The sequence below is a fragment of the Paenibacillus antri genome, assembly GCF_005765165.1.
In the GTDB taxonomy this organism is placed as follows: Bacteria; Bacillota; Bacilli; order Paenibacillales; family YIM-B00363; genus Paenibacillus_AE; species Paenibacillus_AE antri.
In genome coordinates this window covers 138,771-154,616 of the sequence record NZ_VCIW01000012.1, presented here as the reverse complement: position 1 = coordinate 154,616, position 15,846 = coordinate 138,771, and the positions used below count along the sequence as shown (strand labels likewise).

Here is a 15,846-nt window from a genome sequence, read left to right as displayed (position 1 = left end):
TAGGAAGGGAGAATCGGCATGAGGGCGCTGATCGTCGACGACGAGAAACATACGCGGGACAGCCTGCGGCAATATGTGCCATGGAGCGACATGGGCGTAGATACGGTGGAAACCGCGAAAAACGGCCTGGAAGCGCTTGGGCTGGCGCAACGGTGCCTGCCGGACCTGCTGCTGACGGACATCCGCATGCCGAAGATGAACGGCATCGAATTGGCTTCCAAGATCCGGGGGATGTCCGCGGACTGCCAGATTATTTTCCTGAGCGGCTATGCGGATAAGGAATATTTGAAAGAAGCGATCCACCTGAAGGCGGTCAGCTATATCGAGAAGCCGATCGATGTGAAGGAAATCGCGGCCGTACTCTTGAAAGCGATTGCAGAAAGCGGCGATCGGCAAGCCGCCCGCATGGCCGCCGCGATCCAATTTTACGGGAACATCGAAAGGCAATCCGATCGCGCACGGAACGTCGACGCGGACGTGTATGCCCGATTCCGACATGCCCTGCATGCGGACGATCGGGATACGGCCATCGCGTGGGTGCGCGAGCTCGCGGATGCGGCCGGATCGATGCAGGACGCCGATACGCAGCGCGTGAAGTTCATGTTCTTCCAGCTGCTTCGGATTATCGACGACATCGCCAAGGACCAAGGCATCGCGCCGAACCCGGAGAACGACGAACCGCATCTGGCGTGGCAGCGGGTCGAAGCCGCCGGGACGCTCGCCGAGCTGTTTCGTCATGTGCTGGACGACGTCGACCGCCTCTTCCGGGCCAAGGAAGAGAAAGATTCCGTAGGGAGGAAGATGTACGAGATTACCCGTTACATCCGGGAGAACTATGCGGATCCGACGTTTTCCACCCAGTCGATCGCCGATTACGCCAACTTCAGTCACACGTACTTGTGCACCTTCTTCAAGAAAAATTCCGGCAAGACCGTAGGCGACTATATCACCGAAGTCCGCATGGATAAAGCGAAGGAACTGCTGAAGGAAGGTCGGCTCAAGCTTTACGAAATCGCGGACCGGCTCGGATACAAGGATGCGAACTACTTCACGACGCTGTTCAAGAAACACACCGGCTGCACGCCTACCCAATACATGGAGAAGTACTACTTATGATCGTTCGCATGTTCGAAAATCTGAGTCATCTAAGCATCAAGTACAAGCTGTTCCTCTCGTATCTGGCGCTCATCCTCATTCCGTTGATCGTCTTCCTGTGGGTCAACACCTACGCGACGGATAAGGAAAACGAGAAGGAAATCATCTATTCGGCCCAACAGGTGCTGAAGCAGACGAACTCCTTCCTCGAATTCAAGACGAAGTCGGCCGTCACCACGCTGAACATGATCGTGCTGAACGAAGTCGTGCTGGAATTGATTCAGAAGAATCCTAACCAGTATGTCGATAACATCGGGCAATGGATCGTCGATTCGAACAAGCTCGGCTCCCAGTTCCTGCTCGCGAAGAACAATCCGGACGTCAGCTACGTACGGATTTACATGAAGCAAGGGCTTGCCTTGTTCGCGGAAAGCAACGAGTTGAAAAATCAGCATCGCTACGTAGACGAGCCCTGGTACCGCAAGCTGCAAGCCGGACGGAATACGATCGGGTGGTTCGACAAGCGCTATTTCCAAGACGGGGACGAAGTCGGCTACCTGCATGTCCTTCGGAACATTCCGAGTCCTCTCGACCTGAGCCAGAGTCTTGGGATCGCCGGACTCGCCATTCAAGAGAAGCAGATTCAGCCTATCCTAGACCAGTCGGTCTTCACGCCCGCCACGACGGCCCTTCTGATCAACAGCCGGAGCGAGATCGTCAGCATGGCCTCTCACTCGCGCGGCAACCTCCTCGACGCGGACGCTTTCGTCGGCCTTCTCGCCGCGTTCGCCAAGGATAATCTGAGCAACGGGGTTCTAAAGACGGTGGACCATGCCGGAGAGAAGCTGCTGATCGGCGCCCAGGAGGTAGAAGATTCGGACTGGACGTTGCTGCTCATCACGCCCTACAGCGACATTCTGAATTTGAGCGACAAGTCCAGAAAACCGATGATCGTCGCGTTCCTGATCATCGCCTTGCTCGCGCTGCCCTTATCGTTCCTGGCGGCGTCTTCCGCCGTGAGCAGAATCAAAGCGCTGATCATTCAGATCCGGAAGGCCGGGCGTGGAGACTATCAGGTGACGACTATTCCGAGCAGCCAAGACGAGATCGGGGAATTGATTCGAAATTATCAGCATATGTTGAGCACGATCGCGGCCAGCATCGACGAACAATACCGGATGGGCAAGGATATCAAGACGCTGGAGCTCCGGGCGCTGCAAGCCCAGATCAACCCGCACTTCCTGTACAATACGCTCGACTTGATCAACTGGATGTCGGTCAAGCATGCGGCGCACGAAATCGGGGAAGCCGCGATCGCCCTCTCCCGCTTCTACAAGCTCAGTCTGAGCGGAGGGGAAGATACGGTGACGATTCGCAACGAACTGGAACATGTGAAGGCTTATGTTCAAATTCAAAATCTGCGCTTCGAGGACGGGATTCGTCTCGCGATCGACGTGCCGGCGCCTCTGTTGGACGATCCGATTCTTAAAATCACGCTGCAGCCGATCGTGGAGAACGCGATCGTTCACGGCATTCTGGAGAAGGAGGCCGAAACGGGTACGATCGCGATCCGAGGCGAACGAACGGGCGACGTGATCTACCTCTATGTGCAGGACGACGGAATCGGCATGACCGATGACACGATGGCCCGCCTCTTGGGCGGGCCGACTCCCGACGTCGCTAGATCGGGGTACGGCTTAAAGAACATCGACGAACGGTTGCGGATTCATTATGGCGATAAATTCGGTCTCTCGTTTCAAAGCGCGCCAGGGGAAGGCACGACGGTCATCCTCCGCATCCCCGCCGCGGACGCGAAAGAACCCCATCCGATCGATGGGGTTCCCGGAGATGAAAGCGGGAGGATCACTTCTTCTTCCCGTATAAATCCTTCATGATCTTCTTGCCTGTAGGCGTCTGCGCGAGGCCGCCCTTCGCCGTCTCGCGATGCTTCTCCGGCATCGACGTGCCGACCTCGAGCATGACCTGGATCACCTCGTCGGACGGGATGACGCTGCGGACGCCGGCCAGTGCCATATCGCTCGCTGCGAGCGCCGTCACGGCGCCGAAGCCGTTGCGGACGATGCACGGAATTTCGACGAGCCCGCCGACGGGATCGCAGATGAGGCCGAGCGTGTTCTTCAGCGCGAGCCCGACGGCGTGCACCGACTGTTCCGGCGTGCCGCCGCGCAGCTCGGTGAGCGCGCCCGCGGCCATGCCGATCGCGGAGCCGACCTCCGCTTGGCAGCCGCCCTCGGCGCCCGACACGAACGAGTTGTTCGCGATGACGTAGCCGATCGCCCCGGCGGCGAACAAGCCGCGCGTCATCTTCGCGTCGTCCCAGCCGTAGCGCTCCTGCGCCGAGACGAACACGCCTGGGATGATGCCGCACGAGCCGGCCGTCGGCGTCGCGATGATGCGGCCCATCGACGCGTTCACCTCGGACACGGCCAGCGCGTACGCCATCGCCCGGCCGGCCTCGCCGCCGAGCGCGACGTCGCCCGCCTCGACGCGCGCCATGACGCGCTGGGCGTCGCGGCCCGTCAGGCCGCTGCGCGACGTCGTGTCCTCGGTGAGCCCGCGGCGCACCGCTTCCTTCATGACGGCCCAATACTCGGCCATCTTGGCGAATTCATCAATCGCGGGCCGCCCGGACTCCGCCGCCTGATCCGCGATCATGACGTCCGCGATTGTATCGTCCTGCTCGCCGCACAGCGCGGCGAGCCCCTTCAGCGTGCGGAATCTCATGACGCGCCCACGCCCGCTTCCAAGTCGACGAGCCGCACGTCGGACACGTCCTGCAGCCGGCCCAGCTCCGCGAGCAGCTCGCCGGAGATCGGCGTGTCGACCTCGAACACCGTCATCGCTTCGCCGTTGCGGCCCTTCCGGTCGACGTCCATGTGGCCGATGTTGACCCCGGCGCGGCTGAGCACCGCCGTCATCTCCGCCAGCATGCCCGGACGGTCCTTATGGTAGACGCACAGCGTCGGGTACATGGCGATGAACTTCACGTCGAAGCCGTCCACGGCGTGCACCTCGATGTTGCCGCCGCCGATCGACGCGCCGAGCAGCTCCACGGTCCGCGTCGTGCCGCCGAGCGTAATCTTCGCGGTGTTCGGGTGCGCCGTGACCGCCTTGCCGGCTTTGATCGAGACCGACATCCCCTCCGCTTCCGCATGCTGCAGCGACTGCGCGATCCGTAGATCGTCGGTCGCCCAGTCGAGCAAGCCGCCTACGATCGCGAGATCGGTGCCGTGTCCCCGGTACGTATCCGCGAACGAGCCGTAAAACACGATGTCCGCGCGCGTCGGCGCCTCCCCGAGCAGCTGCCGGGCGACGCGCCCGAGGCGCGCCGCTCCGGCCGTGTGAGAGCTGGACGGTCCGACCATCGACGGACCGATGATGGAAAACACATCTTTAAACCGCATGCCGTCCTCTTCCTCCTGTCTCCCCGTCCGGCGCTCCCGCCCGGGGGAACGCGCCTAACGCGCCGTTACCCTCTCCGTAACGCCTTCTTCGTTACTTCATCCATTCCAGTATATGCCGTTTCACGAAATCGTCGTCATTCAGGTGAGGGTAATCGCGGTACATCCGATCGATTTCCTCGGCTTGCCCCGGCGACAGCTCCTCGTGCGGATTGAGGCACCAAGTGCCCTTCAACAGGCCTTGACGGCGAAGCACTTCGTGAATGCCCGGGATGCAGCCGGCGAAGCCGTGTGCCGGATCGAAGAACGCCGCGTTCGTGTCGGTCACTTGGACGTTCCGCGTCAGCCACTCCGTAGAGATCGAGCCGGTCGCGCGCACGCCCTTGATCTCCTCGAGCAGCTCGACCGCCTTCTTCGTCCATACCGCCCAATGTCCGAGCAAGCCGCCGACGATGGACTTCTCCACCGGTTGGCCGTCGATATTAAACCGGTACGTCGTCAACAGGTCGACGACGATGTTGTCGTCGTTGCCCGTATAGAGCGCGATCTCGTCGCGGCGCTTCGAGCTGCACACCGCGCGGACGACGTCGATCGTCTGGTAGCGATTGAACGGCGCCATCTTGATCGCGACGACGCCGTCGATGTCCGCGAACGCCTTCCAGAACTCGAAGCTGAAGATGCGTCCGCCGACGGACGGCTGCAGGTAGAAGCCGAACACCGGAATGCGAGCCGCGACGGCGCGCGTCCGCTCGAGAATTTGCTCCTCCGTCCACCCTTGGAGCCCGCCCATGCTGAGCAGGCCGACATCGTAGCCGAGGCGAACCGCGACGTCCGTCTCCGCGAGCGCCTGCTCGGTCGGACCGCAGATGCCCGCGACCTTCAGGAACGGCCGGTCGAGCTTCGCCTTCTCGACTTCTTCCGCCGCCATCCGCAGCACCGGCTCGAACAGCTTGATCCCGGGATCCCGGATCTCGAACTGCGTCGAGTGCACGCCGATGGCGATGCCGCCCGCGCCCGAAGCCATATAATAACGCGTCAACGCGCGTTGACTCTTCTCGTCCAGCTTGCGATTCTCGTCGAGCGCCAACGGATGCGCCGGAATGGCGAGCCCTTCATGCAGCGCCTTCAACAATTCCGGAGAAAGATCCTTCCGCATTAGTATTTTCCCTCCCGCTCTTGGAAGTGCGTCGGCTTGTTCCAAGTCGATCCGCCTTGCTTCACCCAATCCGCGATCCAGTCGATCATCTGCAGCGTCGATACCTTCGGATACCCGAACAGCTGGAACGATTTCGACGCATTGTTGAGCAGCGCCTCTTCGGATTCCTTGCCGACGAACACCGGCTCCTTCTCGAGCCGCTTGCCGAACTCCTTCGCCAACCAGCGCATCGACAGCGTCTCCGGCCCGGTGACGTTCAGAATATTCGGCGGCGAGCTGCACTGCAAGAGCGAGCGGATCGCGATTTCGTTCGCGTCGCCCTGCCAGATGACATTCGCATGGCCCATGGACAAATCGATCGTCTTGCCCTCGTTGACCGACTTCGCGACCTCGAGCAGCACCCCGTATCGAAGGTCGATGGCGTAATTGAGTCTATAGATCGCCATCGGGATATTGTACGTGTTCGAGAAATATTCGAACACGCGCTCCCGGCCGAGCGTCGATTGCGCATATTCGCCGATCGGACCCGGAGGGGTCGCTTCCGTCGCGCCGCCGTGCGCCACCGGCGTGAACGGATAGATGTTGCCGGAGGAGAACACGACGATGCGGGAGTTCTTGTACTTCTCCGCCACGCGGCCCGGCAGGTAAGAGTTCATCGCCCACGTAAACCATTCGCGGCCGGTCGTGCCGAACTTGTTGCCCGCCATGTAGATGATGTTCGGACAATCGGGCAGCGATTGCAGCGCTTTGTCGTTCAGCAGATCGCAGGAAATCGTCTCGACGCCCGCGGCTTCGAGTTCCTCCCGCGTTTCCGGCGTGGAGAAGCGCGAGACCCCGATGACGCGTTTATTCACGCCGGCGGCGCGGATCGCGTTCATGGCGAGGCGGGCAAGGCTCGGTCCCATCTTGCCGGCGACCCCGAGCAGCATGATATCTCCTTCGATGTTCTTCATATCCTCGATCAGTTCTGCCGACGGCTCCGCCAACTTCGCTTCCAGCTCTTCTATCGTTCTCATTGCGGAATTCCCCTCTCGTGTGCCGCGAAAAAGCGGCTTGTTATAGAACCATCATACCGCGCGATTCGAATTAAAGACAAATCTTTTAAATGTCTCTAATTCGTTGTTCAGAAAATGCGAAAAGCCGGTTGCTCCATGAAGGAACAACCGGCACCCCGCGCGATTTCTTACGCCTCCGCCTTCGCGCGCTTGGGCCAGACGAAATTGGAGACGCCGATCAGGAAGTCGATCCCGAGCACGAGCGTCCATAATCTTGCCGTCCCCATCAGCGCTTCCGTGCGGGCCGCGTCCCCGACGAGCCAATGCGTCAGCAGCAGCAGGCCGGCTCCGATCGCATAGGCGACGAGGTGGCGCACCCAGCCGATCATGTAATGCTTCGCGTACTCCATGCCGTACCGCTTGGCCGGCTTCGCCCCTTGCTTCGTCACGTAATAGCGGAAGCGGTCGTCCGCCCATTGGATCATGCTCTTCCCGAACGCGACGGATACCCCGATATAGACGGCGGCGATCGCATGCGCGGTCGTGGCCGTCGCCCCCGAGCGGAGGTCGAAGCCCGCGATGACGAGCAGGATGAGATCGATGACCGGAGTCAACGCCAAGAGGGCGAGACCCAGCGCCTTCTTATGAAATACGTAACGAACGATCAGTCCGAGTCCGATAACGATCCAAAAAGCGATCTCGCAAGCGACGATCGACCAAGCGATAAGATTCATGTTCGTCTCCCCTATTCCGATACAGTTGTATTATATACGCAACATCTTACCATCGGTTTCTTTCCCGCACAACTGTATTAAAAAAATGTTTCCTATGCTACAATCAGGTCATGCCGAAAATCGTGAATCATGAAGAGAAAAAAGAACAAATCGCGGCCGCCACCTGGCGGGTGATCCTGCGGGGCGGGATGAAAGGCGCGACGGTGCGCAGCATTGCGAAGGAGGCGGACATTTCGTTAGGCGCGCTGCGGCACTACTTTTCTACGCAGGACGAGCTATTGGCGTACGCCATGCAGCTCGTCCGGGAACGCGCCAACGCCCGCATTCAGGCGATCCTGAGCGAAACCCTGCCCCCGAAGACCATGGTGCGGCGGGTCCTGTTCGAGATCGTGCCGCTGAACGAGGATACACGCGCGGAGATGGACGTATGGCTCGCCTACGTCTTCTCGCTGGGTCGGAAGGCGGATTCGCTCGGGGTGCAGCAAGAAATTTATTCGGGCATTCGCAAGATGATCGAATATCTGGATCATCGCCGATTGCTGCGCGAGGACTTGGACAAGGAGCTGACCGCGGAGACGTTGTACTCGTTAGTCGACGGCCTCGCGATGCACGCGTTCCTCGAGCCGCGCCGCTTGACGAAGGAACGAACCGCCGCCGTGTTGACGTCGTACTTGGACTCGATCTGTATCGAAGAAGCGTGAACGGAAAGAAAACGCCGCTGCGGAAAGAACTTCCGCAACGGCGTTTATTCTTGCTTCACGCGATCCGCGAGGAAGGCCAAGCGGAACCGTTGACGAGGCCGACCGCGTCCTACCTTCTCCATCCCCGTTACCTCGATCAGCCCCGCGTCCGTCCAATCGAGCAGCAGTCGATGCGTGCTCCGCACGGTCACGCCGAGCATCTGCGCCAGCTCCAGCACATTGAATTCCAATCGCCCGAGGCGCGCGGCCGCGACCATGAGCCGGGTCACGTACATCCGCGTCATGCCCGCCTGCTCCGCCTGCTCGAGCAGCGCCGGATCCGTCAGCGACAGATCGTATTCGACCGGGTCGGCCATCGCGAGCGGCCCGATCAACGTTCGATCTTCGCGCACGATAAAGCACGAGTTGCCGCCGGCTTGCTTGCTGTTGCCGAGCGCGAGCCGGGCATGCGTCCCCGCTTCGTTGGCGGACTGCCCGAAGCCGATGCCGATGCTGAGCGACAGCCCGAGCGTATGGTAGACGTCCCTCGCGAGCGGGATCGACTTGTACCCGCCCGTCTCCCGTTCGAAGATGCCCCGCGTCGTGAAGAACAAATATTCGTCGGCGCCGAGATGCGTCAAGTAGCCGTTCAGCGACTCGACGTAATCGAGCAGCGTTCGGTGAATGTCGAGCTTCAGCCGCTGCACGTCGTGCTCCGACGCGCGCTGCCGGACGAGCCGCCCGAACTCGTCGACGTTAATGAGCCCGACGACGATCTGCGACTCCTTGCTGCGCCGCGTCTCGGTCGAGAGCAGCGCCCGCTCCAGCGCGACCGTAATGTCCTGATCGAGCGGAACGACCCACTCGTTCGGGACGCCGAGCGCCGTCAAGCGCTCCGCCACCGCCTTCACGCCCGTCAGCGCCGACGTGCCCGATTCGCGGTGCTTGTCCGCATGGAACGCGACCAGCGTCTCCGTCGCGCCGTACGCGGAGCCTTCGTACGATTCGATCGCCCCCGGCCGAAGCCCCAAGTCCAAGTCGCGGAACGTCCGCTCCACGATCGACTTCGGGAGGAAGTCTACGGAGAATCCCCCCTCCAAGCCGTGGAATCGCTGCAGCCGCACCAAGGCGCGATACAAGCCCGCGCCGGTCGGCGGCAAATAATGAATCGGCACGGTCGAATCGACCGGCAGCACCTGCCCCTTGCGGACCGGCTCCACTCCGGCCATCAGGATCACTTCGACCTCGTCCTTCACGGACGCGATGCGCTCCGCGGTTTCCTCCGGATGGTCGAAGACGACCGGAATCGGTCGCATCGAAGGAAACGAGCGTATGACCCGCTTCATCGATTCCACGATTTCCTCCGGTCCGAGCAGCGCGATCGCGATGCCGCGCGTTCGCTTGGGCTCGCCTCCCATGTCGTTCCGCCTCCTCGTCTTCCGTCCTTCTTTCCATATACTATAATTCGACGGGGAGGCAGAAGTCTACGTTTGTCTTATTTCCTCGTTTATTTCCCAAGAAATATTCACGTCGGCAATCATTAACGGTCGAACATATGACGCCGTTACAAGTCCCTCCGAAGCGCGCGCAGCACGTCGATCCGCGTCGCCCGTCTTGCGGGACCGGCACCCGACAGCATCGCGACGGCCAACGAGACGAAGCAGGCGAACGCCGTCAAGGAAGCAGGAATAAGCGAGAAAACGAACCCCTCCGGCAGCGTCTCTTCCATGAACGTCTCGATGACGATCGGCATCGCCGCGTTGACGCCGATCGAGATTCCATATGCCACGACCGCGCCGATGACGGCGCCCAGGATGCCGATCCAACCGCTCTCCAGCAGGAACAGCCGGCGGATCGTCGAAGGGTGCGCGCCGATCGCCTTCATGATGCCGATATCCTGCGCCCGCTCCGTCACCGCCATCGTCATCGTGTTGTAGATGCCGATGGATGCAATGAGGACGGCGATCGTGCCGACGAAGCCGAGACCGATTTTCATGATGAGGAACATGACGTTCACCTGCTCGAGCTCGTTCGCGATCGAGTGGTTGTAATAGCCCGCTTCGCGGATCGTCTCCGCAATCCCCTTCACGCGTTCGGCCGATTCGGCGATCACCTGGACCGACTGGTACGGCCGCGGCTCGGCGATCGGGGTGACCCAACCCAACTCTTCCTCGCTCAACTTGGGATCGAGCACTCCCGCGAGACGCGTTCCCGTGATGCGCTCGATTTCGTCAAGCAGGTCGAGCCCCATGAAGATCGAGCGCTCGGCCTCCCACTCCTTCGTCGGCGCCGCCTTGACACCGACGATGGTCGCGGTCAGCGGCGTGAGCGCTTCCTTCTCCCCCTCGTACTGAAGCGCCTGCAGCTCCATCGTCTTCCCGATCCATTCCTCTGGATTCGTCTCCTTCAAACTGTAGCCGATCACGACCTCGTTCGCCGCCTGCGGCAGACGGCCCGCATGCAGCTTGAAGCCCGCCTTCCCCTCCTGCGCGAAGTCGACCGCGATGGCTTGCACGCCTTCTTCCGACAGATCGGTTCCGTCTACCTTCGGCGTCAACGATTGCTGCAGGTAGTGGCGGAACGTCACCGTCTCCACGTGCTCGACGGAGCGGAGATAGTCCATGTCCGCATCGGTCAGCGGCTCGTTGCCGACGTCTTCCTTGCCCCATACGTCGATCGCCGTCACCAATCGGTCGTTGACGATCTCGTCCACGATGCTCTTTTGCAGTCCGAACCCGACCGACGCGAGCACGATCAAGAACGCGCAGCCCATGGCGGTCGCAAGCACGGTCATGTACAGCCGCGATTTATTCTTCTTGGCGTTCTGGCGCACGAACGCGAGTTGATCAGAAAACTTCATGGATCATCGGCGCCTCCTTCCTGTGCGGCTGCAATCGTCCGTCCTGCAGCAGCAGTCTGCGGTGCGCGATGCGCGCGACTTGCTCGTCGTGCGTAATCATGACGAACGTCGTGCCCCGCTCGCGGTTCAGCTCGCGGATGAGGGCGAGCAGGTTCGCTTCGTTTTCGCTGTCCAGACTGCCCGTCGGCTCGTCCGCCATTACGAGCGGCGGATCGAGCGCGAGCGCCCGCGCCACGGATACGCGCTGCTGCTGTCCGCCGGACAGCTCCCCTGGGTAATGGCCCGCGCAATCGGCGATGCCGAAGCGATCCATCAGCTCGTACGCCCGCTTGCGCCGCCGTTCGGGAGCGACGCCCTTCAAGGTGAGCGGCAGCTCGACGTTCTCGAACGCCGTCATCGTCGGGATGAGCTGGAAGCTTTGAAACATGAAGCCGTACCGCTCCAATCGGAACCGCGACCACGCGCCCTCGTCGAACTTGGTCACGTCTTGACCGAGCACGCGCAGCTCCCCCGACGTCGGGCGCAAATACCCCGACAAGATGTGCAGCAGCGTCGACTTGCCGGATCCGCTCCGGCCGACGATCGCGACGATCTCTCCTTGCTCGATCGCGAGATCGATATCGTGAAGCACCGGAACGCGGCGTTCGGCGCCTCGTTTGCCGATTAAGAATTGGTGATGTAAACCGTTAACTTCGATCATTCGTCGATGCCTCCTCTACTTCGCGGCTGTTGTCCCGCGTCGTCTTTTCATCATAGAAGGCAACTCTTAACCGAACGATAACGAAAGATAAATATTTTCTTAAGTTTCCTCGCTTCCGTGGATGATTTGGCGGGATCCGGCGCGACGCTGTGGATAAATCGGAGTGTGAATATGTTGATGGATCGGGAAGACAATATACGAGAACTTTCCCGCCGGCGGATGTGGACATTGTGAATAACCTTGTGGATAATGTGGATTCGCACGGTTGTAACCGCGCTGTTTCGCGAAATTTCTTGCGGATCGTGCTGTGAACAACCCGTTCTGTGGATATGTTGATGAATGGGCGGTTCGTTACCCACACCCGGCATAACGAATGGACTTCTATTTGTGGGTAACCTTGTGGATATCGTGGGTAACTTTGAAGAAATCGGAGGGGAATCGGTATGAAAGTGATGATTACGTTCCAAGAAGCGGTGGAGAGAGGGCTGTGGGAACAGATGAAGCCTTGGTTCGGCCGCGACGACGAAGACGAGGAAGGGCTGTGGCCGAGCGAGGAATTTATTTTGACGGAGGCGCAGGCGCAGGAGTTGGGCTTGCTGCGGACGTAACCGAGCGTCCTGTGTACAACGCTGCGTCTGCGGGCGATCTATGCGCAGCGTCCGATATGCAGCGCCGCGGATCAGCCGAACTCCCGGCCCGCTTACCGTGGAGGGGGAGAAGTTCTTTTTTTGTATCGTAGATATTTTTCTAAGTTAGATAAAAATCGATGATACGAAAAAAACAGAGGTTCCCCTCGTCTCTGCCAACCTATGCCCCTGCCCCCACTCCCGCTCCCGCGACCTTCCTCATCCGCGCACAGCGAAGAAAGGCCGCCCTTCAAACGCGAAGGGCGGCCCATTCCGCTTATTGCCGATACGGCAAAGACACGACGGCTTTCCGCCGTTCCGAGGCCAAGATCGCCTCCATCACCTCTTGGTTGACGTACCCGTCCTCGACGGTCGTCACCAGGTCGCTGCGCTCGCCGCGCAGCAGCTTCATGAATTCGTCCCACTGGTCGACGCCGCCTTCCGCGGACACCGGCAGCTCCTCGCGCACCGCCTCCGGCTCCTCCAGCGTCTTATGAATCCACGTGACCGTCCGTGCGTTCTCCGAGCTGACGAACAACGTGCCGAAGTCGCCGTAGATGTACGCTTCATGCTGATTGCCGGAGCCGAGCGCGTTGCGCGTCGTCTGGAACACGGCGGGCACGCCGCCCGCAAGCGACGCGTGGAAGCACGCGAAGTCGTCCACCTCGACGGGGGCGAGCGCGCCGGTGGCCGGGTGCTTCCGCTCCGGAATGAGCGTCGCCAGCCGCCCGGACACCTCCTCGAACTCGCCGATGAGGAACCGCGCCGTGTCGATCATATGCGATCCGAGGTCGCCCAGCGTCCCCGTGCCGGTCACCGCCTTGTCGAACCGCCACACGAGCGGCGTCCCGACGGCCGCGGACCCCCAGCTTTGCAGATACTGGATAAACACATGCCGAATCGGCCCGAGCTTCCCGGAGCGCACGAGCTCCCGCGCCAGCCGGAATTGCGGCTGATACCGGTACGAGAAGCCGATCATGTTCGGCACCGGCCGCTCCCGGTACAAAGCTATCAATTCTTCCGCCTCTTCGAACGTCCGCGTGAACGGCTTCTCCGCCATGAACGGCTTCCCCGCCTCGAGGCATGCGCGGATCACCCCCGCATGCGTATCGTTCGGCGTCACGCACACGACGACGTCCACCGCCGGATCCGCCACGAGCGCCCGGTAATCCGCGTAGATCCGCTCCTCCGGCACGCCGCCGGCCTCCGCCGCGAACGCCCGCGCCCCTTCCGCGGACACGTCGCATACCGCCGTCACCGCGGCATCGGGAAAGCGCCGAATGCTCCGCAAATGCGCGCGCGCCATGCCGCCTAATCCGATAAAGCCGAAACCGATCGTCTTCGTCATTGATTTTCAACCTCCTAGCGTATAGGTTCCATCGGCGACGGCACATGACCGTAAGAAACGTCCGGACTGTCGCCCGGCGCCGCCCAATCGCAAGCGTTCGAGATGACGCGCAGCACATGAGGATCGTAATACGTCGGGTACGACTCATGGCCGGGACGGAAGTAGAACACCCGTCCCTTCCCCCGCGTGTACGTCAGCCCGCTGCGAAACACCTCGCCGCCCTGAAACCAACTGACGAAGACGAGCTCCTCCGGATCCGGCACGTCGAAATGCTCTCCGTACATCTCCTCCCGTTCCAGCTCGAACGCCTCCGGCAGCCCGCGCGCGATCGGGTGCGACGGCTTCACGACCCATAGCCGCTCCTTCTCGTCCGCCTCGCGCCACTTCAGCCGGCCGGTCTGCGTTCCCATCAGCTTGCGGAAAATCTTGGAGCCGTGCGCCGAGTGAAGCACGATGAGCCCCATCCCCTCGAGCACGCGCGCGTGCACCCGGTCGACGATCGCGTCCGACACCTCCTCATGCGCCATATGCCCCCACCAGACGAGCACGTCCGTGTCGCGCAGCGCCTCCTCCGTCAGCCCATGCTCGGGCTCGCGGAGCGTCGCCGTCCGCAGCGTCCGCCCCTCGCCCCGCAGCCCCTCGGCCAACGCCCCGTGAATGCCGCGCGGGTAGATCGCCTTCACCTTCTCGTTCGACGTCTCGTGCACGAATTCGTTCCAGATCGTAATGCGAACCACGATAACCCAAACCCCTCTCCCGAAAATGAACCCGCCCGCAAGCCGCCCCGCATCGCTCACGGCGCCTCGCGGAATTCCCCCGGCGAAACCGACGTCATCTTCTTGAACAGCTTGCTGAAATATTTCACGTCGTTGAAGCCGGCGCTCTCCGCCACCTCGTAAATGCGCAGGTCGGTCGTCTTCAGCAGCTCCTTCGCCTTGCGGATCCGCAAATCGATGACGTAATCGATGAAGTTCTGATTCGTATGCTTCTTGAACAGCAGGCAGAAGTAGTTTTTGCTTAAGAAGACGCGGTCCGCGACCTGCTGCAGCGTCAGCGGCCCCGCATAATGCGACTGGATGTACTCCACCGCCTGCTCCATCAACGTCTCATGTCCCGACGCGCGCGGGGACGAAGCTTCGAAGGCGCGCTCGGCTTCGGCGATCGACAGCTCGAGCAGCCCGCGCAGCTCCGCCGCCGTCTCGGCCTTCTTGAGCCGCTCGCACCGCTCGAGCAGCGTCGTAACGTCCATGCGCGTCCCGCACCGGGACGACAGCGTCTCGACGGCCTGCCGCTTCATCGCGTCCTCGTCGCCGAGCCCGACGACACCGCCCGTCTCATCCGCCGACAGCAGCAGCCCCTTGCCGAGGAAAAATCGTTTCCCCGCCGCGCGCCGGCTGCTCTCGTAAGCCGCGCGCAGCATCGGCGCGCCGGTCCCGTGCGCGTAGCCGAGCGTCAGTCCGACGCCGGCCGACGTCTCCAGCTCGCCCTTCAGGCGCGACAGCCGCAAGGCGTCCGCCGTTCCGGGAAGGAAAAACGACCAATCGTTCTCCGACGCCTGAAAGCCGATCCCCTCCGGCTCCGTCGCGAGGAACCGCTCCTCCAGCTCTTCGTACAGCATCGCCTTATGCAAATAGCCGAACTGCTCCTCGATGCGCTCCACATCGTCCACGCGCAAACACACCGCCGTAAACCCGCCGCTCGCGCCGAGCCACGGCGGAGCGGCGGCCGGCGCGAGCGGCGCCTCCGGATGCAGCAGGTGGCGCCGCAGCTCCTGTTCGCGCAGCCGGCGCTCGGCGTCCTTCGCGGACGCGAACGCCGCGCCCGCCCCTGCGCGCTCCGCCTCAAGCCGCTCGATGCAGCGCAGCACGAGCAGCCGCAGCTCCTCCGGCTCGAGCGTCGGCTTCAGGATGTAATCCGTTACGCCGAGCCGCAGCCCCTCGCGCACGTATTCGAAGTCGTTGTAGCTGCTGACGAGCACAATCTTCATCGCCGGCTGGCAAGCGAGCGCCCGTCTCGCGAGCTCGAGGCCGTCCATGACCGGCATCTTAATGTCGGTAATGAGCAGATCGACCCGCTGCGACTCGATGCATTGCAGCGCCTGCCGTCCGTTCGCGAAGTCGCCGGCGACGTTCACGTTCAGCCGGTGCCAATCGATCGACGCCTTAATGCCGAACCGGATGACCGGCTCGTCGTCCACGATGACTGCCGTATACATGCCCCGCTCCCTCCT

General features: G+C 61.6%; 15 protein-coding genes. 4 read left to right on the top strand and 11 right to left on the bottom strand.

Translation table 11 applies throughout. The annotated features are described in order from the left end of the window. Positions 1–18 precede the first annotated feature (18 nt). Both FE782_RS18045 and FE782_RS18040 read left to right on the top strand, forming a co-directional pair. Positions 19–1,116: a response regulator transcription factor gene (locus FE782_RS18045; protein WP_138195635.1), complete on the top strand. Its 1,098-nt coding sequence runs from the start codon at positions 19–21 to the stop codon at positions 1,114–1,116. Continuing rightward, complete coding sequence (locus tag FE782_RS18040) at positions 1,113–2,990, top strand: sensor histidine kinase (RefSeq protein WP_138195634.1); 1,878 nt, start codon at positions 1,113–1,115, stop codon at positions 2,988–2,990. The genes FE782_RS18045 and FE782_RS18040 overlap by 4 nt, the downstream gene beginning before the upstream one ends. Here the strand turns inward: FE782_RS18040 and sdaAA are convergent. The 5 genes from sdaAA to FE782_RS18015 all read right to left on the bottom strand — a co-directional run bounded on the left by sdaAA (position 2,959) and on the right by FE782_RS18015 (position 7,402). Next, positions 2,959–3,840 (bottom strand): L-serine ammonia-lyase, iron-sulfur-dependent, subunit alpha, encoded by an 882-nt coding sequence (gene sdaAA, locus FE782_RS18035; RefSeq protein WP_138195633.1) that lies wholly within the window; start codon positions 3,838–3,840, stop codon positions 2,959–2,961. The genes FE782_RS18040 and sdaAA overlap by 32 nt on opposite strands. Continuing rightward, positions 3,837–4,520, bottom strand: coding sequence for an L-serine ammonia-lyase, iron-sulfur-dependent subunit beta (sdaAB, locus tag FE782_RS18030; protein ID WP_138195632.1), 684 nt, complete (start codon positions 4,518–4,520; stop codon positions 3,837–3,839). Before sdaAB ends, sdaAA begins: the two co-directional genes overlap by 4 nt. Before the next feature lie 91 nt (positions 4,521–4,611). Continuing rightward, the gene (locus FE782_RS18025) at positions 4,612–5,673 is read right to left on the bottom strand and encodes a dihydrodipicolinate synthase family protein (RefSeq protein ID WP_138195631.1); all 1,062 of its coding nucleotides are present in this window, start codon (positions 5,671–5,673) and stop codon (positions 4,612–4,614) included. Continuing rightward, positions 5,673–6,689, bottom strand: a complete 1,017-nt coding sequence (locus tag FE782_RS18020) for an NAD-dependent epimerase/dehydratase family protein (RefSeq protein WP_138195630.1) — start codon at positions 6,687–6,689, stop codon at positions 5,673–5,675. The genes FE782_RS18025 and FE782_RS18020 overlap by 1 nt, the downstream gene beginning before the upstream one ends. Positions 6,690–6,856: 167 nt before the next feature. Next, positions 6,857–7,402, bottom strand: coding sequence for a hypothetical protein (locus FE782_RS18015; RefSeq protein ID WP_138195629.1), 546 nt, complete (start codon positions 7,400–7,402; stop codon positions 6,857–6,859). A gap of 122 nt (positions 7,403–7,524) precedes the next feature. Here FE782_RS18015 and FE782_RS18010 point away from each other — a divergent pair, with 122 nt between their 5' ends. Continuing rightward, complete coding sequence (locus FE782_RS18010) at positions 7,525–8,103, top strand: TetR/AcrR family transcriptional regulator (protein ID WP_338016900.1); 579 nt, start codon at positions 7,525–7,527, stop codon at positions 8,101–8,103. A gap of 44 nt (positions 8,104–8,147) precedes the next feature. Here FE782_RS18010 and FE782_RS18005 read toward each other — a convergent pair whose 3' ends face one another. The 3 genes from FE782_RS18005 to FE782_RS17995 all read right to left on the bottom strand — a co-directional run bounded on the left by FE782_RS18005 (position 8,148) and on the right by FE782_RS17995 (position 11,642). After that, positions 8,148–9,500 (bottom strand): helix-turn-helix domain-containing protein, encoded by a 1,353-nt coding sequence (locus FE782_RS18005; protein ID WP_138195627.1) that lies wholly within the window; start codon positions 9,498–9,500, stop codon positions 8,148–8,150. Between the two features lie 146 nt (positions 9,501–9,646). Then, positions 9,647–10,942 (bottom strand): ABC transporter permease, encoded by a 1,296-nt coding sequence (locus tag FE782_RS18000; RefSeq protein ID WP_138195626.1) that lies wholly within the window; start codon positions 10,940–10,942, stop codon positions 9,647–9,649. Continuing rightward, complete coding sequence (locus tag FE782_RS17995; RefSeq protein WP_138195625.1) at positions 10,929–11,642, bottom strand: ABC transporter ATP-binding protein; 714 nt, start codon at positions 11,640–11,642, stop codon at positions 10,929–10,931. The genes FE782_RS18000 and FE782_RS17995 overlap by 14 nt, the downstream gene beginning before the upstream one ends. Before the next feature lie 443 nt (positions 11,643–12,085). Here FE782_RS17995 and FE782_RS32640 point away from each other — a divergent pair, with 443 nt between their 5' ends. Next, positions 12,086–12,250: a hypothetical protein gene (locus FE782_RS32640; protein WP_202914553.1), complete on the top strand. Its 165-nt coding sequence runs from the start codon at positions 12,086–12,088 to the stop codon at positions 12,248–12,250. A gap of 295 nt (positions 12,251–12,545) precedes the next feature. Here the strand turns inward: FE782_RS32640 and FE782_RS17990 are convergent, their stop codons facing one another. The 3 genes from FE782_RS17990 to FE782_RS17980 are packed head-to-tail and all read right to left on the bottom strand — an operon-like array spanning position 12,546 to position 15,831. Beyond that, on the bottom strand, positions 12,546–13,616 hold the full coding sequence (locus FE782_RS17990) for a Gfo/Idh/MocA family protein (protein WP_138195624.1): 1,071 nt from the start codon (positions 13,614–13,616) through the stop codon (positions 12,546–12,548). A 14-nt stretch (positions 13,617–13,630) separates the two neighbouring features. After that, a complete protein-coding gene (locus FE782_RS17985; RefSeq protein ID WP_138195623.1) occupies positions 13,631–14,353 on the bottom strand; it encodes a ThuA domain-containing protein in 723 nt (240 codons plus the stop codon). 56 nt (positions 14,354–14,409) lie between these two features. After that, a complete protein-coding gene (locus FE782_RS17980) occupies positions 14,410–15,831 on the bottom strand; it encodes a response regulator transcription factor (RefSeq protein ID WP_138195622.1) in 1,422 nt (473 codons plus the stop codon). Positions 15,832–15,846: the final 15 nt, after the last annotated feature.